Below are 26,623 nucleotides of genomic sequence, written 5' to 3'. Positions count from 1 at the left end.
ATGAATGCTCAGCGTTATGCGCGAATCCGCGAGATGCTCGCCAGGCGTCAGCCGGATCTGACGGTCTGCATGGAGCAGGTCCATAAACCTCATAACGTCTCTGCCATTATCCGTACTGCGGATGCCGTCGGCGTGCATGAAGTGCACGCTGTCTGGCCGGGGAACCGCATGCGCACCATGGCCTCTTCCGCCGCGGGCAGCAACAGCTGGGTGGATGTTAAAACTCACCGTACTATTGAAGACGCCGTCGGCGTGCTCAAGCAGCGCGGCATGCAGATCCTGGCTACCCATCTGTCGGACAAAGCCGTCGACTTCCGTGAAATCGACTATACCCGCCCGACCTGTATTTTGATGGGGCAGGAGAAAACCGGGATCACTCAGCAAGCGCTGGATCTCGCGGATCGGGATATCATCATTCCGATGACGGGCATGGTGCAGTCGCTCAATGTCTCCGTAGCCTCGGCGCTCATTCTCTACGAAGCGCAGCGCCAGCGGCAAAACGCCGGTATGTATAAGCGTGAAAACAGCATGTTGCCGGACGCCGAGCAGCAGCGCCTGCTGTTCGAAGGCGGCTACCCTGTGCTCGCGCGGGTCGCGAAACAAAAAGGCCTGCCTTATCCTCATGTGAATAATGAGGGGCAGATTGAAGCCGACCCAATGTGGTGGGCTACCATGCAGGCTTCGAGGTAACCGATGAAAGGGAAGCTGCTCGATGCGGTGCCACTGAGTTCATTGACCGGCGTTGGCGCGGCGCAGAGCAGCAAGCTGGCGAAAATTGGCCTGCATACCGTTCAGGATCTGCTGTTACACCTTCCCCTGCGCTACGAAGATCGCACTCAACTCTACCCCATTGCTGACCTGCTGCCGGGCATTTACGCCACGGTGGAGGGCGAAGTGCTGAACTGTAACGTCACGTTCGGCGGTCGCCGGATGATGACCTGCCAGATTAGCGACGGCTCCGGCATGCTGACCATGCGCTTTTTCAACTTCAACGCGGCGATGAAAAACAGCCTTGCGGTTGGCCGCCGCGTGCTGGCTTATGGCGAAGCGAAACGCGGAAAGTATGGCGCGGAGATGATCCACCCGGAGTACAAGGTGCAGGGCGACCTCAGCACGCCGGAGCTTCAGGAAACGTTGACGCCGGTCTACCCGACAACCGAAGGCGTTAAGCAGGCCACGCTGCGCAAATTAACCGACCAGGCGCTGGAGTTGCTGGCAACCTGTGCCATCAGCGAACTGCTGCCGCCCGAGCTGGCGCAGGGTTTGATGAGCCTGCCGGAGGCGCTGCATACGCTGCATCGCCCGCCGCCTTCGCTGCAATTAAGCGAACTGGAGAGCGGGCAGCATCCCGCTCAGCGCCGACTCATTCTCGAAGAGCTACTGGCCCATAACCTGAGTATGCTGGCGCTGCGCGCCGGTGCCCAGCGTTACCATGCGCAGTCGCTCGCCGCTAACGATACGTTGAAAGAGCAACTGCTCGCCTCCCTGCCCTTTAAACCAACCGGCGCACAGGCGCGGGTGGTGGCGGAAATTGAACGCGACATGGCGCTGGATATGCCGATGATGCGCCTGGTCCAGGGCGACGTCGGCTCCGGTAAAACGCTGGTGGCCGCGCTCGCGGCGCTACGCGCCATCGCCAATGGTAAACAGGTGGCGATGATGGCACCCACAGAACTGCTGGCAGAGCAGCACGCCAATAATTTCCGCGCGTGGTTTGCGCCGCTTGGTATCGAAGTCGGCTGGCTGGCGGGCAAGCAGAAAGGCAAAGCCCGCCTGGCGCAGCAAGAGGCGATTGCCAGTGGTCAGGTACAGATGGTCGTCGGCACCCACGCTATTTTCCAGGAGCAGGTGCAGTTTAACGGCCTGGCACTGGTGATCATTGATGAGCAGCACCGCTTTGGTGTCCACCAGCGGCTGGCGCTGTGGGAAAAGGGGCAGCAGCAGGGCTTTCACCCCCATCAATTGATTATGACCGCCACGCCGATCCCGCGAACGCTGGCGATGACGGCGTATGCCGATCTCGATACCTCGGTGATTGATGAACTGCCGCCGGGCCGTACGCCGGTGACCACGGTCGCCATTCCCGATACGCGTCGCAGCGAGATTATCGATCGCGTCCGCAGCGCCTGCACCGGCGAAGGCCGCCAGGCCTACTGGGTCTGCACGCTGATTGAAGAGTCGGATCTGCTGGAAGCCCAGGCCGCAGAAGCGACCTGGGAAGAGTTAAAGCTGGCCCTGCCGGAGCTAAACATTGGGCTGGTGCATGGCCGCATGAAGCCGACCGAGAAACAGGCAGTGATGCAGGCCTTTAAACAGGGCGAGCTACACCTGCTGGTCGCCACTACGGTGATTGAAGTTGGCGTGGATGTGCCGAACTCCAGCCTGATGATTATTGAAAACCCCGAACGTCTCGGTCTTGCGCAACTCCACCAGCTACGCGGGCGCGTCGGACGTGGCGCAGTGGCCTCACACTGTGTGCTGCTCTACAAATCCCCGCTGTCGAAAACGGCGCAAAAGCGCCTGCAGGTGCTGCGCGACAGCAACGACGGCTTTGTGATTGCGCAAAAAGATCTCGAGATCCGCGGCCCGGGCGAACTGCTGGGTACCCGCCAGACCGGCAATGCCGAATTCAAAGTCGCCGATCTGCTGCGGGACCAGGCAATGATCCCCGAAGTGCAGCGCGTTGCGCGCCACATTCACGAACGTTACCCACAGCTGGCAGAAGCGCTGATTGACCGCTGGATGCCGGAAACGGAACGCTACTCCAACGCCTGATTTTTAGAACCTGATGGTGCGAGATCAACCTCCGTTAGAAAAGTATGCTTCCAGCCTAAGCAACCGTTTGCTTTTACCATTCAGTCCGATAAAATCAGCGCTTTTCCATCAGGGGATAGCTTGAGATGTCCGTAAATACCATCGAGTCGGAAAATGCGCAACCGGTTGCGCAGACTCAACCCAGCGAATTGATCTACCGCCTTGAGGATCGTCCCCCGCTGCCGCAAACGCTGTTTGCTGCGCTGCAACACCTGCTGGCCATGTTCGTTGGCGTGATCACGCCCGCGCTGCTGATCTGCCAGGCACTGGGTTTACCGGCTCAGGACACTCAACATATTCTCAGCATGTCGCTCTTCGCTTCCGGCGTCGCGTCGCTGATTCAAATTAAAGCCTGGGGCCCGGTCGGCTCCGGGCTGCTCTCAATCCAGGGCACCAGCTTTAACTTTGTAGCACCGCTGATTATGGGCGGCACGGCGCTGAAAACCGGCGGTGCCGATGTGCCGACGATGATGGCGGCGCTGTTTGGCACCTTGATGCTGGCAAGCTGCACCGAGATGGTTATCTCGCGTATTCTGCCGCTGGCGCGCCGCATTATCACCCCGCTGGTTTCCGGCGTGGTGGTGATGATTATCGGCCTGTCACTGATTCAGGTTGGGTTGACCTCCGTCGGTGGCGGCTTCGCGGCCATGGGCAACCATACCTTTGGCGCGCCGAAAAACCTGCTGCTGGCAGGCGTAGTGCTCGGGCTGATTATCCTGCTTAACCGCCAGCGCAACCCCTATCTGCGCATTGCCTCACTGGTGATCGCGATGGCGGTCGGTTATGTGCTGGCGATGTTTATGGGCATGCTGCCGGCGTACAACGCGCCGGAGAGTACCTTTATGGTGCCGACGCCGCTCTATTACGGCCTGAGCATCGACTGGAGCCTGTTACTGCCGCTGATGCTGGTCTTTATGATCACCTCCCTGGAGACCATCGGCGATATCACTGCCACTTCCGATGTCTCTGAACAGCCTGTTACCGGCCCGCTCTACATGAAGCGGCTGAAGGGTGGCGTGCTGGCGAATGGTCTTAACTCCTTTGTCTCTGCCGTGTTCAATACCTTTCCCAACTCCTGCTTTGGCCAGAATAACGGCGTGATCCAGCTGACCGGCGTCGCCAGTCGTTATATCGGCTTCTTTATCGCGGTGATGTTGATGGTGCTCGGCCTCTTCCCGGCGGTAAGCGCGTTTGTGCAGCAGTTACCGGAGCCGGTGCTCGGCGGAGCCACGCTGGTAATGTTCGGCACCATCGCCGCCTCCGGCGTGCGCATCGTCTCCCGCGAACCGCTCAACCGCCGCGCGATCCTGATTATCGCGCTGTCGCTGGCGGTGGGTTTAGGCGTGTCGCAGCAGCCGCAGATCCTGCAATTTGCGCCGGACTGGCTGAAAAACCTGCTCTCCTCCGGTATCGCGGCAGGCGGGATCACCGCTATCGTCCTGAACCTGATCTTCCCCCCGGAAAAAGAGTAAATTGCCTCGCGCGGCAACAGAGCATCCTCTGTTGCCGCAGCAATTTCCTTTCATCATTCCTCCCTTGAGCATCGCGCGCAATTCGTGCATAACTCCCTTACGGTCACGTGAGGGAGGAAGATGATGAAATTTCTTGGGAAGCTGCTGTTAGCGGTCGTTATTATCCTGTTTGTGCTGCTGCTGGCGGCCTACTTCCTGCTGCAAACCCGCTGGGGCGCGACGCAAGCGAGCCAGTGGATCAGCGATAACAGCGATTATCGCCTCACATTCGACGCCGTTGACCACCGCTTCTCTTCCCCTTCTCATCTGGTATTAAAAGGCGTGAGCTTCGGTCGCAAAGGTCAGCCAGCAACGCTGGTGGCTAAAATGGTCGATATTGGCCTCAGCAGCCGACAACTCACCGACCCGCTGCATGCCGACACCATTCTGTTACAGGACGGTACGCTTAACCTCTCCCCAACCGCCGCGCCGCTGCCTTTCCAGGCCGATCGCCTGCAACTGCGCAACATGGCCTTCAACAGCCCGGCAACCGGCTGGGAGTTAAGCGCCCAGCGCGTTACCGGCGGTATTTCACCCTGGCAGCCAGCCGCAGGTAATGTGATCGGCAGTAAAGCGCAGTTGCAGATGAGCGCCGGTTCGCTGACGTTAAATGGCGTTCCCGCCAGTAATGTGCTGATTCAGGGCAGCATCGATAAGGATGTGGTGACCTTAACCACCATCGGTGCCGATATGGCGCGCGGCTCGCTCACGGGTGATGCAAAGCGCAGCGCCGATGGCAGTTGGGTGGTCAATAATCTGCGCCTTAACGATATTCGTCTGCAAAGCGATAAGTCACTGCAGGATTTCTTTGCCCCGCTTACCACCCTGCCTTCGCTGAAAATCGGCCGTGTGGAAGTGACCGACGCCACCTTGCAGGGGCCAGAGTGGGCGGTGACTGACCTCGATCTTAGCCTGCGCAACCTGACCTTCAGGAAGGGCGACTGGGAGAGCGAAGAGGGCAAACTGTCGATGAATGCCAGCGAGTTTATCTACGGTTCGCTGCACTTCTTCGACCCGATTCTGAATGCCAGCTTCTCCCCGCAGGGCATCGCGCTGCAGCAGTTCACCTCCCGCTGGGAAAACGGCATGGTGCGCACCTCCGGTAACTGGTACCGCACAGGCAAGGCGCTAGTGCTGGATGATGCAGCATTTGCCGGGCTGGAATACACGCTGCCGGCAAACTGGAAACAGCTGTGGATGGACGATCTGCCCCCATGGCTGAACAGCCTGGTGTTGAAAAAATTCAGCGCCAGCCGCAACCTGGTGATTGATATCGATCCGACGTTTCCGTGGCAGCTCACCGCGCTGGATGGCTATGGCAACAATTTGCAGCTGGTGCGCGAGCGCAAATGGGGGATCTGGAGCGGAAATGCGAAGCTGAACGCCGCCGCAGGCACCTTTAACCGCGTCGATGTCCGCCGCCCGTCGCTGGCGCTCAATGCCAATAGCAACACGGTCAATATCACCGAGCTTAGTGCCTTTACCGGCCAGGGGCTGCTGGAAGCGAGAGCGGTGGTTGCGCAAACACCGGATCGCAGCGTCAATGTCAGCCTCAACGGGCGCGGCGTGCCGGTCAATGTATTGCAGGCGTGGGGCTGGCCCGCATTGCCGATTGATGGCGAAGGCAATTTGCAGTTAACCGCCAGCGGCCAGGTGCGCGCCGAAGCGCCGTTAAAGCCCTCCGTCAACGGCGAGTTACAGGCAGTCAACGCGCAAAAACAGCAGATTAAACAGAGCATGCACGGCGGTACGGTGAGCAGCGCGAGTGCCGTTGCGCCAGCCGCAGCGCCGTCGCAGGCAACTCCGTAACCCCGTGCCGGATGGCGCTACGCTTATCCGGCCTACTTTTGACCTTCCCTTTGTAGGCCCGGTAAGTGTTAGCGCCACCGGGCAGCTCCTGCATCTTTGCCGGATGGCGCTACGCTTATCCGGCCTACTTTTGACCTTCCCCTTGTAGGTCCGGTAAGTGTTAGCGCCACCGGGCAGCTCCTGCACCATTGCCGGATGGCGCTGCGCTTATCCGGCCTACTTTTGACCTTCCCTTTGTAGGCCCGGTAAGTGTTAGCGCCACCGGGCAGCTCCTGCACCATTGCCGGATGGCGCTGCGCTTATCCGGCCTACGTTTGACCTTCCCTTTATAGGCCCGGTAAGCGTTAGCGCCACCGGGCAAGCTCCTGCACCATTGCCGGATGGCGCTGCGCTTATCCGGCCTACGTTGACTTTCCCTTTGTAGGCCCGGTAAGCGTTAGCGCCACCGGGCAGCTCCTGCGCCTTTGCCGGATGGCGCTACGCTTATCCGGCCTACGTTGACTTTCCCTTTGTAGGCCCGGTAAGCGTTAGCGCCACCGGGCAATCTGCGTTTAGAGGGTGATAGAAACTGCGGTGCCATGCGGGGTAATGACCAAACCGGTTTCACTCTTGCTCGCCGTCGCTCCCTGCAGATGGGTTATCTGCATAATATTGCGCAGGCACAGCGTCCAGTTTTGGCCTTCGCCATAAGCACGCACGGTGATCACGCCGCTTTCACGTTTGGCGGATACGCGAAAAATGCTCTCGCCGCGGCTATCCGGTACCTCACACACGGCTTCGCGCCCATCGTCGAGTTGAAAGAGCTGGAATGCAGTGCCCTGATGCCAGGCGTAATCGGGTCGCCGATCGTTATCGCCCAGCGCCAGCAGCGTATTGTCGCGAACGTAGACCGGCAGGCTCATAAAGCCGTGTCGCTGTTTGCGCCAACGGTTACCTTCGAGGAGGTCGTTATGCCACAGGTGTGTCCAGCGCCCTTCCGGCAGGTAAAACTGCACCTCACCCGCTTCGCTGAACACCGGTGCGACCAGCAGGGCGTCGCCGAGCATATACTGGCGGTCAAGGTAATCGCAGGCCGGATCGTCCGGGAAAGCCAGCATCATTGCGCGCATCATCGGCACACCCGATTCGCTTGCCGCTACCGCCTGTCGGTAGAGATAGGGCATCAGGCGGCATTTCAGCTGCGTGAAAAAGCGCACCACATCGCAGGACTCATCATCGTAAGCCCACGGCACCCGATAGGATTTGCTGCCATGCAGGCGGCTGTGGCTGGAGAGTAAGCCAAACGCGCACCAGCGCTTATAGATATGCGCAGGCGCGGTATTCTCGAAGCCACCGATATCGTGGCTCCAGAAACCGAAGCCAGAAAGACCAATGGATAACCCGCCGCGCAGGCTTTCCGCCATCGATTCATAGGTGGCGTAGCAGTCGCCGCCCCAGTGCACCGGGAACTGTTGCGCACCGACTGAGGCCGAGCGGGCAAACAGCACCGCTTCCTTCTCATCCACGCTCTCTTTCAGCACGTTCCACACCAGTTCGTTGTAAATATAGGCGTAGTGGTTATGCATTTTTTGCGGACAGGCACCGTTGTGCCACACCACATCCGTTGGGATGCGCTCGCCGAAATCGGTTTTAAAACAGTCGACACCCATCGCCACCAGCGCGTTGAGCTTATCGGCATACCACTGGCAAGCTTGCGGATTGGTAAAGTCATAAATCGCCAGCCCCGGCTGCCATTTATCCCACTGCCATATCGAGCCGTCCGCCCGTTTCAGCAGATAGCCCTTCTCTTTCAGTTCGCGGAACAGCGGGGATTTCTGTCCGATGTAGGGGTTTATCCAGACGCAGATTTTTAGCCCACGCTCCTTCAGCCGTTTTATCATTCCCGCCGGATCCGGGAAGGTCACCGGGTCCCACTCAAAATCGCACCACTGGAAGGCCTTCATCCAGAAGCAGTCGAAGTGAAAAACATGCAGCGGCAGCTGGCGCTCAGCCATGCCGTCGATAAAGCTGTTCACGGTCGCTTCATCGTAATTGGTGGTAAAAGAGGTGGTCAGCCACAGGCCGAACGACCACGCCGGTGGCAACGCCGGGCGGCCGGTAAAGCGGGTGTAGCGGTTTAGCACCGCTTGCGGTGTCGGGCCGTCAATAACGAAGTACTCAAGCGACTCCCCCTCAATGCTGAACTGCACTTTGGAGACTTTCTCCGAACCGATCTCAAACTCTACTGCCTGCGGGTGGTTGACCAGCACGCCGTAGCCTCGGTTGGTGAGATAGAAGGGAATATTTTTATAGGCTTGTTCGGTGCTGGTGCCGCCATCGCGGTTCCAGGTCTCTACAGATTGCCCGTTCCGCACCAGCGACGTGAAGCGCTCGCCCAGACCATAAACCGTTTCGCCGACGCTCAAATCCAGCCGTTCGAAAACGTAATTGCGCCCGCTGTTGCCATCCTGTACGTAGCCGCTGTTTTTAAGCTGACTGCCGGTGATGCGCTCGCCGTTACGCAGAAAATCAATGGCCCACGCTTCGCCTTTCGCCACCCGAACGGTCAGCGCGCCGCTGTGTAGCTCGGCATACGTCTCGGTGTTATCTATCGCGACCGCCACATCTTGCGCAATGTTGAGCGGGAAATGTGGCCCTCTCTCTGTACCGCCCTCAAAGTGCGCGATACGTACACCGATAATGCCCTCCTGCGGCGAGAAGAAGCGCAGCGTAAAGAGCGGCGTATCCAGTTGCCAGGTGCGCTCGCGCACGTCGCGCGGGGCGGCATACACCACCATCTCACTCCCCTGCTGATCAACATCAAATACCTGAATTGGGTTGATTAATGTCAGGCCGGGCTGGATAAGCCAGTTGCCATCACTGATCTTCATGCGTTGCTCCTTACAGTAACTCTTCCCGGGGTGAAATATTGCCGAACCGCTTCTGGCTACGGTGTTCGCCGCGCGCCAGCTGCGCCACAATCGACTTCAGCAGGGGTGTTTTCAGGGTGTAGTAGCGCCTGGCGATAATCGCGCTGAACAGATAGCAGGCTGCCGGCACCAGCGTGAATAGCGAGACGATGATGGTGAGTGTCATACCGTTCTGTCGCGATGCGGCGGCCTCATAGCCGCTGCCCGCCAGCGCCCAGCCAATCAGCGCTCCGCCAAGCGCGAGGCCGAGCTTCAGCACAAACAGCGTGCCCGCAAAGCTGATGCCGGTCAGACGCTTGCCGTTGCACCATTCGCCGTAATCGACGGTGTCGGACATCATCACCCACTGGATCGGGGTGACCAGCTGGTGCAGCACGCCAATAACAAAGATAAAGGCGAACATGGTGAAGCTGGCCTGGATGGGAATAAAGAACATGGCAATGCTGAGCAGGGTGAGCGCGGCGTTGGTCCACCAGAAGATGGTGACTTTACACTTCCAGTCGGTGAGCGGTTTCGCCAGCGCGCTGCCAATCAGGTTGCCGACGCAGTAGGTCGTAAGAAACGCGGTAAAGATGGCGGCATCGCCCATAATCCACGTGACGTAATACATCATCGCGCCACCGCGCACGCACACCGCAAGAATGTTCAGGATGGTCAGCATCCCCACAATGCGCCACTGATCGTTTTGCCAGATATCGCGCAGATCTTCACGCATGGAAGTGGTGGCTGGCGGGGCCTGGATGCGCTCTTTGGTGGTGAAAAAGCAGAATGCCAGCATCATAAACGCCAGCACTGAAAGCACGGCGATCCCGCCCTGGAAACCGACAACCTTATCCCCTCCGCCAATCAGCTTCACCAGCGGCATCATTAATACCGTGGAAAGCATGCCGCCTGCGGTAGCCAGCACGAAGCGCCAGGATTGCAGAGAGATGCGCTGCTGCGGATCGTTGGTGATGACCCCACCCAGCGCGCAGTAGGGAATATTGACGACGGTATAAAGCAGGGTGAGTAACGTATAGGTGACAGCGGCATAGAGCATCTTGCCGTTAAGGCTGAGATCCGGCGTGCTGTAAGCGAGCACGCAGACGATACCGAAAGGGAGCGCGCCAAAGATAATCCATGGCCGGAATTTGCCCCAGCGGCTGCGCGTACGGTCGGCGAGCAGCCCCATGCAGGGGTCGGAAACGGCGTCCAGCGCACGCGCCAGCAGAAACATGGTGCCGACAAAACCGGCGGGAATGCCGAAGATATCGGTATAGAAGAACATCATGTAGAGCATGACGTTATCAAAGATGATGTGACTGGCGGCATCGCCCATCCCGTAGCCAATCTTTTCTTTTACAGAAATAGCCTGACTGTCCATTTTTGTTTCCTTAACGCAGCAAAACCATGCCGATTGCGGTGTTAAGGGTTTTAATCGATCGCTTTACGGGCGGAAATTGCGATTTCTGGTTATTAAATTACGTTTATTCTTTTCTGTGATCGCGATTCCTTAACGTATGAAAAAAGCTAACCAATGGAAAAGATAGAGATTTATCTTAAACGGTCAGAGAAAGGGAAAGCAGAACGTGAAAAATTACGGTGAGGGATGTGGTAAATCACTGAAAGTAGGTATAATGCGCCCCGCCTCCATGTAGCAATGCAGGCGCGGAAGATCGTCATCTCCGGTGAGGTGGCTGGACTTCAAATCCAGTTGGGGCCGCCAGCGGTCCCGGGCAGGTTCGACTCCTGTGATCTTCCGCCAAAATTAAGTCTCTGTCTGGCACATCTTTAAATATCACTTCTGATTTACACCACGCTATTAGCAGCCTGCGCGCGCCTTAAATCAATTAAGCGCCATGTATGCGCTGGCCGCTGACTATCAGCGAGCAGGCGCCAAAAATTTCCTCAGCCAACATGAAGCTGGAGAACTCAACCGTATAGTAAATATGTGGCTGGAATTTGCTGAAGATCAGGCTCGCCGTTGTAAGTATATATTCCTTCGGGACTGGCAAAATAATCTGGATCAATTTCTGCGATTTAACCATCGGCAGGCTTTACACGACGCAGGCAAGATTGGTTAAAAATAGCGGATGAAAAGCGCTTGCTGAATATTGTCGATTTACCAGGCTACCGCGCTTTTTAAAAGAAGCAGAAAGCTAAAAATCGATAAACGCAGCACTCAACATGACTTAATTTTATTTCTTTAATAAAAGAGCCCATGGCTTTTATGTAAATAAAACAACATCTCTACAATAATTATTCTCCTCTTTAGCAACATGCGATATGTCATTTTATTTTCGGATGTTTCGCTTCCCTCACATTTATTAATCATGATATCTTTTTTCGCCATACAACCCCTGTAATTAATAACGACGCATTAATAGAACATTTATATCAATCCAACTAATCGAGGAAAAATAATGAATGTAAGGGATGCTACCTTTTCTGATATTGAGCTGATATGCGATCTGCTTGCCGAAGCATTTTATGATGATGTGCTTATTGAATCTGCCTTTCCGGCGCCGGAAAGACGAAGGGAGGCGCTGCGCAGCTTCTTCAGGATCTATGCCGAAGTCGCGCTACGCAAAGGCGGCGTTATTATTGATGAAAATAATGTCGGTGCATTAATGTATTTTCATTATGACTCAGAAAATATTACCGATGAAATCTTGTTCAAACAGTTACGGGATGAATATAGCGCCGATTACGCTACTATGGCCTATTTAATGCACAAACTGAGTGCTTATCATCCAAAAAATCCACATTTCTATATTTTCGTGCTTGCTATTCCTGGCCAGGATCGCGGCATGGACGTTATTAACGCGTTGATGTACCGGTTAATCCATTTACAGGATCAAGCAGGCGTGCCTTGCTATGCCGAATGTACAGCTGCGCGTGTACAGCGTCTTGCCGGGCGGCTTGGCTTTAAACCCGCAGATTTCAAACTCTGTGTCGACGGTTTTCCTGAGCTTTACCCTATTTTAAGAGAACCGCAAAAACCGCTCGTTTAATACCACTCCACGCGCAAAGGATTGTGATGAATACTATTAATAAAAATCAACTAAGAAGAGCAAAGAAATATCAGGAATTAGCAAGCTCACTGTTCCCTTCAGCATTTTCTGATAACCATGACGCTCTTTCTGAAAACATTACGCGTATTTCAGATCATATAAATAGATTGCGTCCGGAAGATAATGGCCCGGCGTGGTTAGGTAATAGCGGTGAGCTTAACGTTGATTATAAAAGCGTCAGAGTTGCTGAAATGGCCGATAATTTACGCCAGTGCGAGGATGTTATTAACGAGACAGCATCGCTTTTTCACGGTATGCCGAACTGGGGCCATCCATTAGCGATGTGTAATACCATCCCGCAGGGCAATACAGCATCGGTTATTGCAGGCATGATCACACAGGTATTCTCCCCCAATATTGTGTCGGGGGAGTACTCCTGGAACGTTCAACGCGCTGAGCTGGAAAGCGGCGGGATGTTAGCAAATTTAATTGGCTGGGATGCGCAACGGGCTGGCGGTCTTTATACCTACGGCGGCTCCGGCTGCTGGACCTATCATCTCAAATATGCCCTGTCGCGCGCTCTGCCTGACTCCAGACGCGAAGGCGTACGCACTAACGCGAAAGTCCTCTGTTCCCAGCAGGCGCACTTCACCATGCTGAACAGCACAGACTGGACCGGTCTCGGGACGGATAACATTATCTGCATCAAAACCGATCCGAAGACTAACGCCATGGATCTAAAAGATCTGGAAGCGGTGCTGATTGCGCTGCGGATGCAAAATATCCCGGTTGCGTCAGTGGTATGTACGATGGGGACAACCGATGCCAACGCCTTCGATCCGGTGGCGGACGTGCGCCGGTTACTGGATCGCTATCGCAACGCAGCGCCATATGGCAAGGCGCTGCTCTACTGCGATGCGGTGACCAGCTGGTCCTGGCTGGCCTTCCAGAAATATGACTTTGCCACTAACCCGCTGCAGTTCACCGAAGCGCTACTGCCGATGATGAAGAGCAACGCTCGTGAACTTGAGAAGATGAAATACGCGGACGCTATTGGCATTGATTTCCATAAAGCGGGCTTTTCACCTTACACCAGCAGCTTCTTTGCTTACCGCGATGCCGCCGAGTTTGAAGCGCTGTTGCAGCGCCCGGGCTCGGCTTATCTGCAGTCGCGCACGAATTACAATCCTTACCACTACACGCTTGAAGTCTCGCGCGCGGCAACCGGCGCGGTAGCGGGCTGGGCGACGATGAAATACTTTGGTTATGAGGGCTTCCAGGCGTGCCTGGGCTCGATCCTGGAAAATCATCTTGTGATGCGTCATCTGCTGCAAGCAGAGCCGTCTACGGTATGCGTCAATCCGCAGGACAATGGCATGGTCACCCTGCTGCGCATCTATCCGCAGGGAGTGGATGCGCAGGAGCAGTATCAACGTGAACTGACCGATCCCGCGTATAAACCACAGCTGTCGGCGCATAATCAGTTAACGCTGGATATTGGTAATAAACTCTATGCGTGGTTCCGCGAGGGCAAGCAGATCAACGGGATGTGTACGCCCTATATGAGCTTTACCACCGGTTTCTGCGTCACCGAGTACAACCGCGATGCGGCCGATCCGGAGGCCAAAGTGTTCGCCCTTAAAATCTACATTATGAATATGCATCTGACACCGGAGCTGATGAAGCACGTGCTGGATTGCATTATGGCGGCACGGGACGAGGTAGTAGGGCAGGAATTACAGCAATAAAAGATCTCTTTATTTTTCCGGTATTAGTGACGCAGGGTGTAAATAATGTTTGATTTACACCCTTTTTATTTAAAAAGAGTCTCAGGTTTGCAGTCCACAGAGAGAGCGCTTACAGTCCAATAACCTGATTTGCTTTTTAATTTGTTGATTTCGGGAAGCGTATGTCATCCAACCTCTTTAGTCATACTGCAGCGGCACAAAAGGATTGGCGTTAATGACCGCGTTAACGCCCACATGGCGAAACTGGTTGCAACTTATTACCCTCTCATTGTTGCTGGTGGTGGTGATGGAGTGGCTCCATCTTCCCGCCGCCCTGCTGCTTGGCCCGATGTTCGCGGGCATTTTTCTCGCCATCAACGGCCGCCCGGTCACCATTAATAAACAGGGGTTTAGCGCCGCGCAGGCGGTGGTTGGCGCGATGATTGCGCACGCAATTCCGCCGTCGGTATTTGGTCGTATCGCCGCCGACTGGCCGCTGTTTGTGGTCTGTATTTTCTCCGTGATTTTCGCCAGCGCCATTCTCGGCTGGATAATGGCGAAACTGCAGGTTTTTCCCGGCTCGACCGCTATCTGGGGCTCATCGCCCGGCGCGGCGGCGGCGATGACACTTATGGCGGAAAGTTTTGGTGCCGATGTGCGCCTCGTGGCATTTATGCAGTATCTGCGGGTGATGGTGGTGGCGCTGGTCGCGGTGCTGGTCACCCGCCTCGGCATGGGAGCGGAGAGCGCCGAGCATGCGGTGGCAACCTTTACGCTGTTTGGCCCGCTGCGCGCGGGGCCATTTATCGCGACGTTAATGCTGATTGCCGTTGGCTTTCTGATTGCCAGACGCGTGAAGATGCCCTCCGGGCCATTACTGATTACGCTCGCGCTGGGGATTATCGTCGAGGATAGCGGCCTTATGACGCTTGAGTTGCCGCCGTGGCTGCTGGCGCTCTCTTACGCGCTTATCGGCTGGAGTATTGGCCTGCGCTTTACGCGCGAGATTGTGCTCTACGCAGCACGCGCCCTGCCGCGCGTGCTGCTGTCGGTATTGACGCTTGTGGCGATCTGCTGCGGTTTCGCCTTCCTGCTGGTGAAATTTGCCGGCATTGATCCGCTCACCGCTTATCTCGCCACCAGCCCCGGCGGGGCCGATACGGTGGCGATTATCGCCTCATCAAGCCATGTTGATATCGCCTTTGTGATGGCGATGCAGACAGGGCGCTTTATTGTGGTGCTGATTACCGGCCCGGCGATCTCACGGTTTGTGGCGAAGCGGCTGGGGAAATAATTCGCTAGTGTGTTGTCCAGTCCTGCAGCCTTAAGCCTGGGATACGCATAAATTCACGGGTGTTGTTAGTGACAAGTATCAATCCAAGTGAACGCGCATGGGCGCCAATCATCGCATCATAGGGCCCAATGGGCGTTCCGGCTGTTGCAAGCTCGGCGCGTAACTGTCCGGTATGGACGGCAGCCTCGTTACCGTATGGCAGTACTTCAAGACGTGCGGTAAATCCTTCGACGACTCGTAAATTTTTTTCCGGCATCGCAGATTTTTCTGCGCCGTAAATCAGTTCCATCAATGTGACGGAACTGATGCACATTTGCCCATTATGCTGATTGAAAGCCTGCCGCACGATATCGGGTTTATTTTTTATGGTGAAAATACAGATGTTTGTATCAAGCATGAATTTAAGCATCAAAACGCTTCCCTGCTCTGTTCATCCGGCTGTTCGCGTGAAGCCATAAAATCTGGTGAGGCGCTTTCACCGTCAAACCAGCTATCCCAGCTTTCCCCCGCAGGTGTGATGATGCGCGTACGGCCTACGGCAATAATATCGACCTGTTTCACATCCTCGGGCATCGCCACCGCTTTGGGCAAGCGTACGGCCTGGCTGCGATTACTTTTGAAGAGTGTTGTTTTTTCCATTAGCTCCTCCATTGGTGAAATTTCATACTGCAACAGCTTAAACCAGCAGAGGGATATGTCAACGGGATATACAAAAGCGATTTTTGCCGGATAAGGCGCAGCCGCCATCCGGCATCCCTCTCATACGGTTAATCGCAGTTGCTCAATAACCTGGGCAACCTCGCGCCGTGCGTCGCCTTGCAGCGTCTGCAAAGGCGCGGGTAAACACGGCGCTTTCACCACGCCAAGCAGCTCTGCCGCAGTGGCGATAACGCGCAGGCTGCCGCCGTAACGCTTAAACAGATCCCACAGTGGCTGGAGCGCGGCGGTATGCTGGCGCGCCTGTGCGATATCGCCCGCCATCGCTGCGCGGGAAATCGCTAATGCCGCCTGCGGGAAGAGCCCACCGAATACTGAATACCAGACGCTGCACCCGGCATTCAGCGCTTCCACCGCCGTGCCGTCGCCGCTGATGCCCAGCCTGACATCCGCCGGGATTTGCGCGCGCAGCGCACTCACCCGCTCCGGGGCAAGCTCTGCGGCAAGTGGCGGGATTTTGATCGAGCCAATATTTGGCAGTTCGGCAATACGGGCAAGCAGCTCGTCGCTGAAGCTAAAGTGCGTGGCGGTGGGGTTGTTATAGATGCAGAGCGGTACCGACAGTTCGCGGGTGACGGTGGCAAACAGATCGAAGACTTCATCTTCCGTTAACGGATGATAGGAGACCGGCGCCAGCAGCACGGCGCTGACGCCCGCTTTCTGCGCATCCTCCGCCAGCCAGAGCACATCGCGCGTGCGCAGTGCGCCAATCCCGGCGATCACCGGCACCGCGCCGGAGTACTCCGTTGCCAGACGCAGGACGCTCGCGCGCTCGCTGCGGCTAAAGTAGGGGTAGCACCCCGTAGAGCCGAGCGCGCCGATGGAGTCGACGCCTGCGGCGCGCAGTTTTTCAATAATGCTGATATAGGCCGCCTCATCCAGGCGGTCATCGAGAAGCGGCGTCAGCGCAAAAGCGCTTAATCCTGTGAAGTCCATTCTTGTTCCCTCATTAGGCATTTTTTTAGTGTGGCAACCCGGCATCATACGGTTTAATCCGCCGACAGGTTCGTTGTTTGCCTCACAAAAAGCGTCAGCAGACTCTCAAGAATAAACCACATTTCGCGCTCTGCAGGTCGGAAAAACAGGGCGCGTTGCAGTGCGATTTAATGGCGTTACGCTTTGTGTCGCCCTGCTTAAGTTAACGCGCCGCGCTGTCGGCTCCCTCTTTGTGACTTAATCAGGATCTTATGCAAACCAAGCTACACGGGTCGCTGTTTCTCGCGATCCTCAGCGCGCTGATGGCCTTCACTTCCCTGTCGACGGATATCTACCTGCCCGCGATGCCGCTGATGGCGCGCGAGTTGCAAGGCGATGTTGAACTGACCATCACTGGCTTTCTGATGGGCTTCGCACTGGCGCAGCTGGTGTGGGGGCCGGTGAGCGATGCCATCGGACGCCGCAAGCCGCTGTTTATCGGCATGGTGCTGTTTATCATCGGCTCGGCGGGGTGTGCGTTATCGACGGAGATCCATCAGATGGTGTTCTGGCGCGTGTTCCAGGCATTCGGTGCCTGTACCGGGCCGATGCTGGCGCGGGCGATGATCCGCGATCTCTTTGTGCGCACCCGCGCGGCGCAGATGCTCTCCACTCTGACCATTATTATGGCGATCGCCCCAATTATTGGGCCGCTGGCGGGCGGGCAGATTATTAAGTTCACCACCTGGCATGCGGCTTTCTGGGTGCTGGTGGTGATTGGCGCGCTGATGTTTGTCTCGCTCTTCGCGCTGCCGGAAACCCTGCCCGCCGAGAAGCGCATTCATGCGTCGCTGGCGGGCGTATTTCGCAACTACTTCACGCTGCTGCGCAATCGCGCGTTTATGCGTTACACGCTGTGCGTCACCTTTTTCTATGTCTCTGCTTACGCCTTTGTCACCGGCTCGCCGTTTGTCTATATCGGCTATTACGACGTCGCGCCGCAGCATTTTGGCTGGCTGTTTGCGCTCAATATTGTTGGCCTGATGGGGATGAGTGCCGTTAACCGACGGCTGGTGCAGCGCCATCCGCTCGATAAGCTGCTGAAGATCGCCGTCACGCTGGCCGCACTTGCAGGCGTTGTGCTGGCGCTGCTGGTAAAGCTGCAATTCGGTGGCCTGGTTGCGGTGCTGATTACGGTGTTTGTCTTCTTTTCGATGAACGGCATTATCGCCGCCGCCTCGACCGCCGCCGCGCTGGATACCGTCCCGGCCTTTGCCGGCTCGGCCTCGGCGCTGATTGGCTCCCTGCAATATGGCAGCGGCATTATCTCTTCCCTGCTGCTGGCCGCGTTTCGCGACGGCACGCCGTGGACAATGGCGTGGATCATGGCGCTGTTCGCCGTCGCCAGCGCCGCAATGGCCTGGCGGGTCGGCTCCCCGCAATAAAGGGCGATGCCGGATGGCGGCTCACGCCTTATCCGGCCTACGGGGTTTGTGGGCCGGATAAACATCGCGGTATGGCGGATTTAAAGCCGGATTTTATTAATCTGATCGATACGCAACGTATTCATATTGAGAACGCAACCTAACATAGCTTCACCAAATACATGGGTGCCCATCGCTTGTGTGCCCACCAGTTCGCAGTAGCTGTTTCTGTACTGAAGCCACTCTTTCTGATTCTGCTTATAGGTTGCCAGCATGCGGTCTTTCTGCTCCTGAGAGCCGAGCCACCAGCGCATGTAGTCAAAAGAGGCGATCTCTTTCAGCTTCGCTTCATAAGCCTTATTTAGCGCTGCCTCAGAGGCATCGTTTACATCCGCCAGGCACTCATCATTGTTTTCGCCATATTGTTCGATGCAGTGGGAAATGCTTTTTTGCGCGGAATAAGCATGATGGCTAAACAGAAGGAACAGGGAAAACAGGGCGTAAGCTTTCATAATCTTTATTTCAGCCGACAGTGAAGGTGGCGCGATTATAAAGCCTTATTTTGTGAAGTAGAGAAGTTCGTAGGCCCGGTAAGCAGCGCGCCACCGGGCATTTAGTGGTTTACGCGCCGGCTTTATTCAGTGCGGCGATCTCGTCGGTAGAGAGGTTCAGCGCCACGGCGGTAGCGAAGCTCTCGACGTGCGCAGTTTTGGTTGCGCTGGCAATCGGCGCGGTAACGCCCGGTTGGTTAATAAGCCAGGCGAGCGCTACTTCGGCGGGTTTCACATTATGATTCGCCGCCACCTTGTCGAGCGCATCGAGAATGGCGAAGCCGCGCGGATTCAGGTATTTGGCGATGCCCTGCCCGCGCTGGCTCTGGCTGAGATCGCTTTCGCTGCGATATTTTCCTGACAGGAAACCGGAAGCGAGGCTGTAGTAGGTCACGACGCCAATATTTTCCCGCACCGTTAAATCCTGCAACGCGCCTTCAAAGCTCTCGCGATCGTAGAGGTTATATTCCGGTTGCAGTACCTGGTAGCGCGGCAGCCCTTTCTCATCAGCTACTTTCAGCGATTCTGCCAGCTGTTGGGCGTCGAGGTTGGACGCGCCAATCGCGCGGATTTTTCCGGCTTTCAACAGCTTTTCATAAGCGCCTAACGTTTCATCGTAGGGCGTTTCGCTATCCGGCCAGTGGGAGAAGTAGAGGTCGATATAGTCCGTTTGCAGGCGACGGAGCGAGTCATCAACTGCCTGCTCAATCCAGCGTGCCGAGAGTCCTTTTTTACCGGGTTCGCCCATATCGGCGCCCACTTTAGTAAACAGGGTGATCTTGTCGCGATGACCTGGGTGCGCCGCCAGCCACTTACCAATAATGGTTTCCGATTCGCCACCCTTATTGCCCGGTGCCCATGCAGAGTAAACGTCTGCCGTATCGATCGCCGTAAAGCCCTTTTCCAGTAACGCGTCCAGCAAACTGAAGCTCTGCTGCTCATCGACGGTCCAGCCGAACACATTGCCGCCAAAAACTAATGCCGGGATCTGTAACCCCGTGGTACCTAATGAACGTAATGCCATCGCCACTTCCTCCTGTGAAGGTCAAACTTTAAGCCTGGCGTGTAATGACGATCGCTTTTGGTTATCCGTGCGGTTTTTCCGCCGCCAGGCTGCGCAGCTGTGCGGTGACTGGTCTTAATGTTTCCCGTAAAACCGCGTGCAGATGGCGAATCGCCGGGGAGAACTGTTTGCGGTGCGGGCAGATAAGGTTAAGCGGCGCGGCCTCGCCGGGATGCTGCGGCAGCAACATCTCCAGCCGCCCGGCCAGTACATCGGCGCTGACGTCGATCCACGATTTATAGACAATGCCCATCCCCTCTACCGCCCAGCGGCGCGCGACATCCGCGTCGTCGCACAACATCCGGCTTTTGACGATCAGCTGTCGGCGCAGGCCATTTTCCGGAAAGCTCCATTTGTCATACACCTGGTTGTTCATGGTGAAGAGCAGGCAGTGATGGTTAACCACCTCATCAAGGGTTTGCGGCCTGCCGTGCTGCGCCAGATAAGCAGGCGACGCGGCGAGCACCCGGCGGTTATCTTCGGCAATTGGCAGCGCCACATAGCTGCTGTTATCCAGCACGCCGTAGCGGATAGCGACATCCACCGGATCGCGAAACACATCGCTAAGCTGATCGGAAAGGGAGAGGCGCAAAGAGACCTTCGGGTACTGGGCGCAAAAACGGGTGATGATCGGCAGCAGCACGTTGCGCCCCAGATCGGATGGCACCGCCATGCGCAGCTCGCCCTGCGGTTCGTTATCGCCGCTGTGCAGGCTTTCAGCCCCGGCGCGCACCACTTCCAGCATCTCCTGGGCGAAGGGGAGGTACTTTTCACCTTCGGCGGTTAAGCGCAGGCTGCGGGTCGAGCGCACAAACAGGCGTTTATCGAGATCGCGTTCCAGCCGGTGCACCGCTGCGCTGACCTGGCCGGGAAGCAGCCCGGCTTCGCGCGCGGCGTTAGAAAAACTGCCCAGCAGCGCCGAGCGAACAAACAGCGTGACATCTTCCAGCCGAATCATCATCTCTCCGAACGGCAAATAACAAGCGCTTCTGTTGTGCCAGAAAAACGGGCGCAGGCAAACCGCATTTTCACTTTACGAGTGAAAGTGTTGCCGTTTTTCACCGATTTATCTTCGCTGGCGCTGCGTTTATCCTCGGCGACTCTACGGGACGGTGCGCCCCGCGTTATTTGAATGTTCGCCAGGAGAGAAAAATGACCCTTGATGAAGCCGTGATTTCCCGCCATACCGTTAAAGCCTTCGACCCCGCTCAGCGCGTGCCGCAGGAGAAGATCGACACCCTGCTTAACGTGCTGCACAACAGCCCCTCTTCCGTTAACTCGCAGCCGTGGCACTTTGTTGTCGCCTCAAGTGAGGAAGGACGCGCGGCGATGGCGACATCCGCCACCAGCAACTTTGTCTATAACAAAGCGAAAATTGCCGATGCCTCACACGTGATTGCGCTCTGCATGCGCAGCGATCTCGATGAAGCCCACCTGCAAAAGGTGCTGGCACAGGAGGAGAAGGATGGCCGCTTTGTGGCTGACGGCGCGAAAGCGGGCCAGGATAAGGGCCGCCGCTCCTATGTTGATCTTCACCGCTATGAGCAGCGCGATCTGCCGCAGTGGATGGAGAAACAGGTCTATCTGGCGCTCGGCGGCCTTCTGCTCAGCGCAGCAATGCTCGGCATTGATGCCACGCCGATGGAAGGTTTTGACGCACGCGAACTCGACCTGGCGCTGGGCCTGCGCGAAAAAGGGCTGACCAGCGTTGTACTGGTATCGCTCGGCGTGCGCAGCGAGCAGGATTTTAACGCCGCGCTGCCAAAATCGCGCCTGCCGCGCGACGAGATCTTCACCTTTATCTAAAAATGAAAGCCCGGTTCACCGGGCTTCTTATTTGTTGCATTCTCTTGCAGGCCAACCCGTCCATCACCCGCATTTCCCTACTTTCCCGCTTTGACCAGGACATTGCATGCGGTAGCTTTTTACCCTATTTGCATAATTTAGCTTTTAGGTTAAAAATATGGAGAAAGGAACTCCCCATGTCCGCTTACATATCGTTAAACGGATGGTGCTTGAGGGAAAGGTTAGAACCACGGCCAGCGCTATCGCGGGAGCGATTGAATTGGGCTTTAATCCACCGCCATTTGACGAGATGTGCGCGGTGATTCTGGCGCTCACTTCAGAAGATTTTTTTAAAAGCATGACGGCATATGCCGATCATACGGTGTGGCACGATGTTTACCGACCAGTCTGGAAGAGGCAGAAACTCTATCTGAAGTTAATCGTCTCTGGTGATGTACTGATCGTGTCGTTTAAGGAGAGATAAATGAAATGCCCTGTTTGCGGCGCTGCGGGACTTAAATATGACACCCGCAACATTGAATACCGTTACAAAGGGAAAGTGACTACGCTCACTGCAATTGCAGGCGATTACTGCGACGCATGTGGAGAGATCATTTTCGACCGTCTGAACGGTGAACATTACTCAAAACAGGTTGCAGCTTTTGTCCGCAAAGTTAACGCCGAAGAAGTTGATCCTCAGTTTATTGCTACCATCCGAAAGCGGTTTAATCTCGATCAGCGCCAGGCGGCAGAGATGTTTGGCGGCGGCGCAAATGCCTTTAGCCGGTACGAAACCGGCCGTGTTGCACCGCCAAGACCTTTAGTTTTGCTCTTTAAGGCGCTGGACAAGCATCCAGAACTTTTCGAGGAGCTAAAACATGCCTGAAAGCCCGGTTCACCGGGCTTTTTGCTTGTCTGCCCGGCGAACCGGGCATGAACGGGGTTAGATCGTCGCTTTTGCGGCGTTAAGCCCCGGAACAAGGATCACTTTGCGGCAATCTTCCGCATGCTTATCGAAGATCTCATAGCCGCGGGCGGCCTCTTCGAGCGGCATATGGTGCGTGACAATCTCTTCCGGTTTGAGATGGCCGGACTCAATCAGCGGCAGCAGGTCTGGCAAGAACGAGTGCACGTGGGTCTGCCCCATTTTGAAGGTCAGCCCTTTATCGAAGGCGTCGCCAAACATAAAGGCGTGAATAAACCCGGCGTAGACGCCCGGCACGCTGACAATCCCACCGCGCCGCACGGCGGCAATCGCCTGACGCAGCACTTTGCCGCTGCTGCCCTCGATTTTCAGGGTGCTGAGCACCGTTTCGGTGGTGCTGCCTTTGGCTTCGAAGCCCACAGCATCAATCACCGCATCAACGCCGCGATGACCGGGCGTGTTTTCGATAATCCACGCAGCCGGATCGTCATTCTTATCAAAGTTGATAGGAATAACGCCGTAGCGGTCGCGGGCGAAGGCAAGCCGGTAGTCGCTGTCATCGATCATGAAAATCTGTTCAGCCCCTTCCAGACGCGCGCACGCCGCCGACAGCAGCCCGACCGGGCCTGCACCGTAAATCGCCACGCTTGAGCCCTGTTTAATTTCGGCGTTTTTCACCGCTTGCCAGGCCGTGGGCAGAATATCGGAGAGGAACAGCACCTTCTCGTCCGAGAGCGTATCCGGCACTTTGAATGGCCCGGTATTGGCCTTCGGCACGCGGACATACTCCGCCTGGCCGCCGGGAATACCGCCATAGAGATCGCTGTAGCCAAACAGCGCCGCCGGCGGAGTAATGCCTTTTCGGTTTAGCGCCGCACCTTTGCCTTCGTTCGTTTCCGAACAGGCGGAGTATTGATGGAGCTTACAGAAAAAACATTCGCCGCAGGCGATAACAAACGGGATCACCACCCGGTCGCCCTTGCTGACCGCATGCACACCAGCCCCGGTCTCGACCACTTCGCCCATAAACTCATGGCCGAAGATGTCACCGTGATGCGTACCGGGGATTTTGCCGTGATAAAGGTGCAGATCCGAGCCGCAAATCGCCGTGGCGGTCACGCGAAGGATAATATCATCCGCCGCCTGGATAATCGGATCGGGATGGTTATCGACGCTGACTTTATGTGACCCGTGATAAGTAAGTGCTCTCATGTACCGTGTTCCCCATGATTTCAGACAGGACTGATAAGCATAGAACAGCCTGGGGAAGCACGGCGAAGCGGCACTACATCTTATCCACCCAGTGGCAGGCAACATGATGCCCGGAAGCCACTTCACGCAGCGCAGGCGCTTGTTCACGACAGATCTCCGTGGCGTGCGGGCAGCGCGACGAAAAGCGGCAGCCCGGCGGCGGTCGCGAAGGGTCGGGGATCTCGCCCTGCACTGCCGCTACCGGTTCGCGCAGCGGATCGAGAGTCGGCACGGCGGCCAGCAGCGCGCGGGTATAGGGGTGCAGCGGCTGGTTGAAGAGCGTATCGCGGCTGGCGGTTTCTACCAGTTGCCCGAGATACATCACCGCCACGTCATCGCACAGATGTTCGACAACGCCGAGATCGTGGGAGATAAAGAGAAACGTTACGCCGAAGTCGTCGCGAAGATCGGCGAACAGGTTGATAATCTGCGCCTGAATAGAGACATCCAGCGCCGAAATCGGCTCGTCGGCAATAATAAAATCGGGGTTGAGGATCAGCGCCCGTGCAATACCAATTCGCTGGCGCTGGCCGCCGGAAAACTCATGGGGAAAGCGGTTGTAGTGCTGCGGTGCCAGCCCGCAAATCTTCATCACCGCAATGACTTTGTCATACAGCTCCGCGCGGGTGCAGAGCTTATGCTCCAGCATCGCTTCACCAATCGCATCGCCGATGCGGATGCGCGGGTTGAGCGAACTGTAGGGATCCTGAAACACCAGCTGGATTTTCGGACGCAGCGCGCGCAGCGCCTTAGGCGCGAGATCGCCCAGCTCCTGGCCGCGATATTTCACGCTGCCAGCGGTTTTGTCGTACAGCCCCAGCAGCGTGCGCCCGACGGTAGTTTTGCCGCTGCCGGATTCGCCGACCAGACCGAAAATGGTACCAGGGCGAATGTTAAAACTGACGCCATCGACCGCACGCACCTGCCCGGTTTGCTGACCAAACAGCCCGTCGCGCAGCGGGAAGTACTTTTTCAGGTCGTTAACTTCAATCACATACTCTGCGCTCATGCCTGCGGCTCCGTTAACGCACTGTGAATACAGGCCGCCTGCCGGGTCTCGTCGCCCACCAGCGGCGGAATGCCGCGCCGACAGGCGTCGGTCGCGCGCTCGCAGCGATCGTAAAAGGCGCACCACGGCGGCAGTTCAGCCAGATCCGGCACCTGGCCGGGGATCGAGTAGAGCCGACGCCGCCGCTCGCCCGGCACCGGACGCGAGGCGATCAGCCCTTTGGTGTAGGGGTGCAGCGGATGGCGTAACACGTCGGCGGTTGGCCCCTGCTCAACAATCCGCCCGGCGTACATCACCACCACATGCTCCGCCATCTGCGCGATCACCCCCAGATCGTGAGTGATCAACATCAGCGCCATATGGTGCGCCTGCGCCTGGTCGCGCAGCAGCCGCAGGATCTGCGCCTGCACGGTGACATCCAGCGCGGTAGTTGGCTCATCGGCAATTAACAGCTTCGGCTGGCAGCTCAGTGCCATAGCAATCATGATGCGTTGCAACATGCCGCCGGAGAGTTGATGCGGGTAGCTACTCATCAGGCTCTCTGCCCGCGCCAGCCCCACTTCAGCAATTAATTGCGTTGCGCGCTGCCAGGCCGCTTTCGCTGACAGACCACGATGGCGGATCAGCGGCTCGCACAGCTGCTCACCGATGGTCAGCACCGGGTTCAGGGCGGTCATCGGCTCCTGGAAAATCATCGCCAGCTGGTTGCCGCGCAGATCGGCCATTTTCGACGGCTTCAGGCGCAGCAGATCCTCGCCCTGAAAGCGGATTTCCCCGCCATCGATGCGCGCCGCCTGCGGTGGCAGCAAACCCATCAGCGACATCGCCGTGACGCTTTTCCCGCAGCCGGATTCACCGACCACGCCGATAGTCTGCCCGGCCTGAATGGCAAAGGAGACCTCCTGCACGGCGCGCACGCGCCCCTGTTCTGCGGCAAAAGAGACGGAAAGTTGGTTGAATGTGACCAGCGGTTCGCTCATTTCAGGCTCCGTTTCATCTTCGGATCGAGCGCATCGCGCAGGCCATCGCCCAGCACGTTAATGGCAATCACGGTGATAAAAATGGCGATGCCTGGCGGCATCCACAGCCACGGACGGCGTTGAAAATCGATCAGGCTGTTGGCGGCATCCATCATATTGCCCCACGACGGCGTTGGCGGTACTACGCCCATGCCAAGGTAGCTGAGCGCCGACTCCATCAAAATGGCATTTGCCACCGCCATCGTCGCCATCACCACCAGAATCGGCACCGTGTTGGGCAACAGATGACCAAACAGACGACGCCGCGAGGACAAACCCAGCACCTGGGTAGCCAGCATAAAATCGCGCTCGCGCAGGGAGAGGATCTGCCCGCGTACCAGTCGCGCCAGCTTCGGCCACTCCAGTAGACTCAGCATCACTACCACCATGTAGATACGCGACTCGGCGGGGAAATCGAGCTCCGACAACATCGCCCCGGCGACAATCAGCAACGGCAGGCTCGGAATGGTCATCACCAGATCCGCCAGCCGCATAATCACTTTATCGGTCCAGCCGCCCGCATAGCCCGACAGCGCGCCAAGCAAGTAGCCGAGCGCTACGGAGAGCAGCATGGTCAACAGGCCAATAATCAAAGAGATACGCCCGGCCAGCAGCAGACGCGTGTAAACATCGCGCCCGAGGAAATCGGTGCCCAGCCAGTGCGCAGCACCAGGCGGTTTGTTGATCATCAATGCATCGGTGGCGTCGTTTTTCCACGGTGACCAGATTGGCCCGACGACGCACCAGACAGCCATCACAATCAGCGCCAGCAGGCAGATCATCGCCAGCCGGTTGTGGCGCAGCGCGCGCCACGCCTGGCGCCACGGGGAAGGCGTTGCCTGAGCCAGCGCCGGGATCTCTGCTTTGCGCAGACGGCGGTTAGTTGAGAAGAGTGAACCCAGCATCA

The 26,623-nt window shown here is 56.9% G+C and carries 23 protein-coding genes, 1 tRNA gene and 1 pseudogene; 13 read left to right on the top strand and 12 right to left on the bottom strand.

Annotation, left to right across the window (positions count from 1 at the left end; translation table 11 throughout):
• The 4 genes from trmH (at position 1) to N7V53_RS15785 (ending at position 6,134) form a co-directional block, all read left to right on the top strand.
• Complete coding sequence (gene trmH / locus N7V53_RS15800) at positions 1–690, top strand: tRNA (guanosine(18)-2'-O)-methyltransferase TrmH (RefSeq protein WP_279793958.1); 690 nt, start codon at positions 1–3, stop codon at positions 688–690.
• Positions 691–693: 3 nt separating this feature from the next.
• Entirely contained in the window at positions 694–2,775 is a 2,082-nt protein-coding gene (recG, locus tag N7V53_RS15795; RefSeq protein ID WP_279793957.1) for an ATP-dependent DNA helicase RecG, read from the top strand.
• A 125-nt stretch (positions 2,776–2,900) separates the two neighbouring features.
• Complete coding sequence (locus N7V53_RS15790; RefSeq protein ID WP_279793955.1) at positions 2,901–4,286, top strand: uracil-xanthine permease family protein; 1,386 nt, start codon at positions 2,901–2,903, stop codon at positions 4,284–4,286.
• Positions 4,287–4,409: 123 nt separating this feature from the next.
• Positions 4,410–6,134, top strand: coding sequence for an AsmA family protein (locus tag N7V53_RS15785; RefSeq protein ID WP_279794099.1), 1,725 nt, complete (start codon positions 4,410–4,412; stop codon positions 6,132–6,134).
• Between the two features lie 551 nt (positions 6,135–6,685).
• Here N7V53_RS15785 and yicI read toward each other — a convergent pair.
• Both yicI and N7V53_RS15775 read right to left on the bottom strand, forming a co-directional pair.
• A complete protein-coding gene (gene yicI / locus N7V53_RS15780) occupies positions 6,686–9,004 on the bottom strand; it encodes an alpha-xylosidase (protein WP_279793953.1) in 2,319 nt (772 codons plus the stop codon).
• Positions 9,005–9,014: 10 nt separating this feature from the next.
• Positions 9,015–10,406, bottom strand: coding sequence for a glycoside-pentoside-hexuronide family transporter (locus tag N7V53_RS15775; RefSeq protein ID WP_279793952.1), 1,392 nt, complete (start codon positions 10,404–10,406; stop codon positions 9,015–9,017).
• A 286-nt stretch (positions 10,407–10,692) separates the two neighbouring features.
• Here N7V53_RS15775 and N7V53_RS15770 point away from each other — a divergent pair.
• From N7V53_RS15770 to N7V53_RS15750, 5 genes and pseudogenes are all read left to right on the top strand, one after another.
• Positions 10,693–10,787 (top strand) — tRNA-Sec (locus tag N7V53_RS15770).
• A gap of 130 nt (positions 10,788–10,917) precedes the next feature.
• A pseudogene (gene rhuM, locus N7V53_RS15765) lies at positions 10,918–11,185 on the top strand (RhuM family protein); the annotation flags it as partial.
• Positions 11,186–11,445: 260 nt separating this feature from the next.
• Positions 11,446–12,036 (top strand): N-acetyltransferase, encoded by a 591-nt coding sequence (locus N7V53_RS15760; protein ID WP_279793950.1) that lies wholly within the window; start codon positions 11,446–11,448, stop codon positions 12,034–12,036.
• Between the two features lie 251 nt (positions 12,037–12,287).
• Positions 12,288–13,784, top strand: coding sequence for a pyridoxal-dependent decarboxylase (locus N7V53_RS15755; RefSeq protein ID WP_279793948.1), 1,497 nt, complete (start codon positions 12,288–12,290; stop codon positions 13,782–13,784).
• A gap of 214 nt (positions 13,785–13,998) precedes the next feature.
• Positions 13,999–15,057, top strand: a complete 1,059-nt coding sequence (locus tag N7V53_RS15750; RefSeq protein WP_279793946.1) for an AbrB family transcriptional regulator — start codon at positions 13,999–14,001, stop codon at positions 15,055–15,057.
• A gap of 4 nt (positions 15,058–15,061) precedes the next feature.
• On the opposite strand, the gene vapC is transcribed toward N7V53_RS15750, so the two are convergent.
• The 3 genes from vapC to N7V53_RS15735 all read right to left on the bottom strand — a co-directional run bounded on the left by vapC (position 15,062) and on the right by N7V53_RS15735 (position 16,710).
• Positions 15,062–15,466: a tRNA(fMet)-specific endonuclease VapC gene (gene vapC, locus N7V53_RS15745; RefSeq protein ID WP_279793944.1), complete on the bottom strand. Its 405-nt coding sequence runs from the start codon at positions 15,464–15,466 to the stop codon at positions 15,062–15,064.
• Positions 15,466–15,696, bottom strand: a complete 231-nt coding sequence (gene vapB, locus N7V53_RS15740; RefSeq protein WP_279793943.1) for a type II toxin-antitoxin system VapB family antitoxin — start codon at positions 15,694–15,696, stop codon at positions 15,466–15,468. Before vapB ends, vapC begins: the two co-directional genes overlap by 1 nt.
• 120 nt (positions 15,697–15,816) lie before the next feature.
• Positions 15,817–16,710 carry a dihydrodipicolinate synthase family protein gene (locus N7V53_RS15735; RefSeq protein WP_279793942.1) on the bottom strand — a complete coding sequence of 298 codons (894 nt, stop codon included), beginning with the start codon at positions 16,708–16,710 and terminating at the stop codon, positions 15,817–15,819.
• 251 nt (positions 16,711–16,961) lie between these two features.
• On the opposite strand from N7V53_RS15735, the gene N7V53_RS15730 reads away from it, so the two are divergent.
• Positions 16,962–18,134, top strand: a complete 1,173-nt coding sequence (locus N7V53_RS15730) for a multidrug effflux MFS transporter (protein ID WP_279793940.1) — start codon at positions 16,962–16,964, stop codon at positions 18,132–18,134.
• Positions 18,135–18,214: 80 nt separating this feature from the next.
• On the opposite strand, the gene N7V53_RS15725 is transcribed toward N7V53_RS15730, so the two are convergent.
• The 3 genes from N7V53_RS15725 to N7V53_RS15715 all read right to left on the bottom strand — a co-directional run bounded on the left by N7V53_RS15725 (position 18,215) and on the right by N7V53_RS15715 (position 20,685).
• The gene (locus tag N7V53_RS15725) at positions 18,215–18,625 is read right to left on the bottom strand and encodes a DUF1311 domain-containing protein (protein WP_279793939.1); all 411 of its coding nucleotides are present in this window, start codon (positions 18,623–18,625) and stop codon (positions 18,215–18,217) included.
• 109 nt (positions 18,626–18,734) lie between these two features.
• Positions 18,735–19,688, bottom strand: coding sequence for an aldo/keto reductase (locus N7V53_RS15720; protein ID WP_128481852.1), 954 nt, complete (start codon positions 19,686–19,688; stop codon positions 18,735–18,737).
• A gap of 61 nt (positions 19,689–19,749) precedes the next feature.
• Complete coding sequence (locus N7V53_RS15715; RefSeq protein ID WP_279794098.1) at positions 19,750–20,685, bottom strand: LysR family transcriptional regulator; 936 nt, start codon at positions 20,683–20,685, stop codon at positions 19,750–19,752.
• 194 nt (positions 20,686–20,879) lie between these two features.
• Here N7V53_RS15715 and nfsB point away from each other — a divergent pair, with 194 nt between their 5' ends.
• The 3 genes from nfsB (at position 20,880) to N7V53_RS15700 (ending at position 22,398) form a co-directional block, all read left to right on the top strand.
• A complete protein-coding gene (gene nfsB, locus N7V53_RS15710; protein ID WP_279793938.1) occupies positions 20,880–21,533 on the top strand; it encodes an oxygen-insensitive NAD(P)H nitroreductase in 654 nt (217 codons plus the stop codon).
• 157 nt (positions 21,534–21,690) lie between these two features.
• Positions 21,691–21,996 carry a type II toxin-antitoxin system MqsR family toxin gene (locus N7V53_RS15705; RefSeq protein ID WP_279793936.1) on the top strand — a complete coding sequence of 102 codons (306 nt, stop codon included), beginning with the start codon at positions 21,691–21,693 and terminating at the stop codon, positions 21,994–21,996.
• A complete protein-coding gene (locus N7V53_RS15700; protein WP_279793935.1) occupies positions 21,997–22,398 on the top strand; it encodes a type II TA system antitoxin MqsA family protein in 402 nt (133 codons plus the stop codon).
• Between the two features lie 57 nt (positions 22,399–22,455).
• Here N7V53_RS15700 and N7V53_RS15695 read toward each other — a convergent pair whose 3' ends face one another.
• The 4 genes from N7V53_RS15695 to opp4C form a co-directional block, all read right to left on the bottom strand.
• On the bottom strand, positions 22,456–23,649 hold the full coding sequence (locus tag N7V53_RS15695) for a zinc-dependent alcohol dehydrogenase (RefSeq protein ID WP_042715056.1): 1,194 nt from the start codon (positions 23,647–23,649) through the stop codon (positions 22,456–22,458).
• Between the two features lie 73 nt (positions 23,650–23,722).
• Positions 23,723–24,697, bottom strand: a complete 975-nt coding sequence (locus tag N7V53_RS15690) for an oligopeptide/dipeptide ABC transporter ATP-binding protein (RefSeq protein ID WP_279793933.1) — start codon at positions 24,695–24,697, stop codon at positions 23,723–23,725.
• Positions 24,694–25,677 (bottom strand): ABC transporter ATP-binding protein, encoded by a 984-nt coding sequence (locus N7V53_RS15685; RefSeq protein ID WP_094422696.1) that lies wholly within the window; start codon positions 25,675–25,677, stop codon positions 24,694–24,696. Before N7V53_RS15685 ends, N7V53_RS15690 begins: the two co-directional genes overlap by 4 nt.
• Positions 25,674–26,621 carry an oligopeptide ABC transporter permease gene (opp4C, locus tag N7V53_RS15680; protein WP_279794096.1) on the bottom strand — a complete coding sequence of 316 codons (948 nt, stop codon included), beginning with the start codon at positions 26,619–26,621 and terminating at the stop codon, positions 25,674–25,676. Before opp4C ends, N7V53_RS15685 begins: the two co-directional genes overlap by 4 nt.
• Positions 26,622–26,623: the final 2 nt, after the last annotated feature.

The sequence above is a fragment of the Kosakonia sp. HypNH10 genome (assembly GCF_029850615.1).
GTDB lineage: Bacteria > Pseudomonadota > Gammaproteobacteria > Enterobacterales > Enterobacteriaceae > Kosakonia > Kosakonia cowanii.
This window is presented reverse-complemented; position numbering and strand designations above follow the sequence as displayed.

What these genes read in the sequence shown, in the direction of transcription:
- opp4C (WP_279794096.1), bottom strand. Translation starts at nt 26,621, where the DNA reads ATGCTGGGTTCACTCTTCTCAACTAACCGCCGTCTGCGCAAAGCAGAG.
- N7V53_RS15785 (WP_279794099.1), top strand. Translation starts at nt 4,410, where the DNA reads ATGAAATTTCTTGGGAAGCTGCTGTTAGCGGTCGTTATTATCCTGTTT.
- trmH (WP_279793958.1), top strand. Translation starts at nt 1, where the DNA reads ATGAATGCTCAGCGTTATGCGCGAATCCGCGAGATGCTCGCCAGGCGT.
- N7V53_RS15685 (WP_094422696.1), bottom strand. Translation starts at nt 25,677, where the DNA reads ATGAGCGAACCGCTGGTCACATTCAACCAACTTTCCGTCTCTTTTGCC.
- N7V53_RS15760 (WP_279793950.1), top strand. Translation starts at nt 11,446, where the DNA reads ATGAATGTAAGGGATGCTACCTTTTCTGATATTGAGCTGATATGCGAT.
- N7V53_RS15695 (WP_042715056.1), bottom strand. Translation starts at nt 23,649, where the DNA reads ATGAGAGCACTTACTTATCACGGGTCACATAAAGTCAGCGTCGATAAC.
- N7V53_RS15755 (WP_279793948.1), top strand. Translation starts at nt 12,288, where the DNA reads ATGGCCGATAATTTACGCCAGTGCGAGGATGTTATTAACGAGACAGCA.
- vapC (WP_279793944.1), bottom strand. Translation starts at nt 15,466, where the DNA reads ATGCTTAAATTCATGCTTGATACAAACATCTGTATTTTCACCATAAAA.
- N7V53_RS15720 (WP_128481852.1), bottom strand. Translation starts at nt 19,688, where the DNA reads ATGGCATTACGTTCATTAGGTACCACGGGGTTACAGATCCCGGCATTA.
- N7V53_RS15690 (WP_279793933.1), bottom strand. Translation starts at nt 24,697, where the DNA reads ATGAGCGCAGAGTATGTGATTGAAGTTAACGACCTGAAAAAGTACTTC.
- vapB (WP_279793943.1), bottom strand. Translation starts at nt 15,696, where the DNA reads ATGGAAAAAACAACACTCTTCAAAAGTAATCGCAGCCAGGCCGTACGC.
- N7V53_RS15715 (WP_279794098.1), bottom strand. Translation starts at nt 20,685, where the DNA reads ATGATTCGGCTGGAAGATGTCACGCTGTTTGTTCGCTCGGCGCTGCTG.
- N7V53_RS15735 (WP_279793942.1), bottom strand. Translation starts at nt 16,710, where the DNA reads ATGGACTTCACAGGATTAAGCGCTTTTGCGCTGACGCCGCTTCTCGAT.
- N7V53_RS15750 (WP_279793946.1), top strand. Translation starts at nt 13,999, where the DNA reads ATGACCGCGTTAACGCCCACATGGCGAAACTGGTTGCAACTTATTACC.
- yicI (WP_279793953.1), bottom strand. Translation starts at nt 9,004, where the DNA reads ATGAAGATCAGTGATGGCAACTGGCTTATCCAGCCCGGCCTGACATTA.
- N7V53_RS15775 (WP_279793952.1), bottom strand. Translation starts at nt 10,406, where the DNA reads ATGGACAGTCAGGCTATTTCTGTAAAAGAAAAGATTGGCTACGGGATG.
- N7V53_RS15730 (WP_279793940.1), top strand. Translation starts at nt 16,962, where the DNA reads ATGCAAACCAAGCTACACGGGTCGCTGTTTCTCGCGATCCTCAGCGCG.
- nfsB (WP_279793938.1), top strand. Translation starts at nt 20,880, where the DNA reads ATGACCCTTGATGAAGCCGTGATTTCCCGCCATACCGTTAAAGCCTTC.
- recG (WP_279793957.1), top strand. Translation starts at nt 694, where the DNA reads ATGAAAGGGAAGCTGCTCGATGCGGTGCCACTGAGTTCATTGACCGGC.
- N7V53_RS15725 (WP_279793939.1), bottom strand. Translation starts at nt 18,625, where the DNA reads ATGAAAGCTTACGCCCTGTTTTCCCTGTTCCTTCTGTTTAGCCATCAT.
- N7V53_RS15790 (WP_279793955.1), top strand. Translation starts at nt 2,901, where the DNA reads ATGTCCGTAAATACCATCGAGTCGGAAAATGCGCAACCGGTTGCGCAG.
- N7V53_RS15705 (WP_279793936.1), top strand. Translation starts at nt 21,691, where the DNA reads ATGGAGAAAGGAACTCCCCATGTCCGCTTACATATCGTTAAACGGATG.
- N7V53_RS15700 (WP_279793935.1), top strand. Translation starts at nt 21,997, where the DNA reads ATGAAATGCCCTGTTTGCGGCGCTGCGGGACTTAAATATGACACCCGC.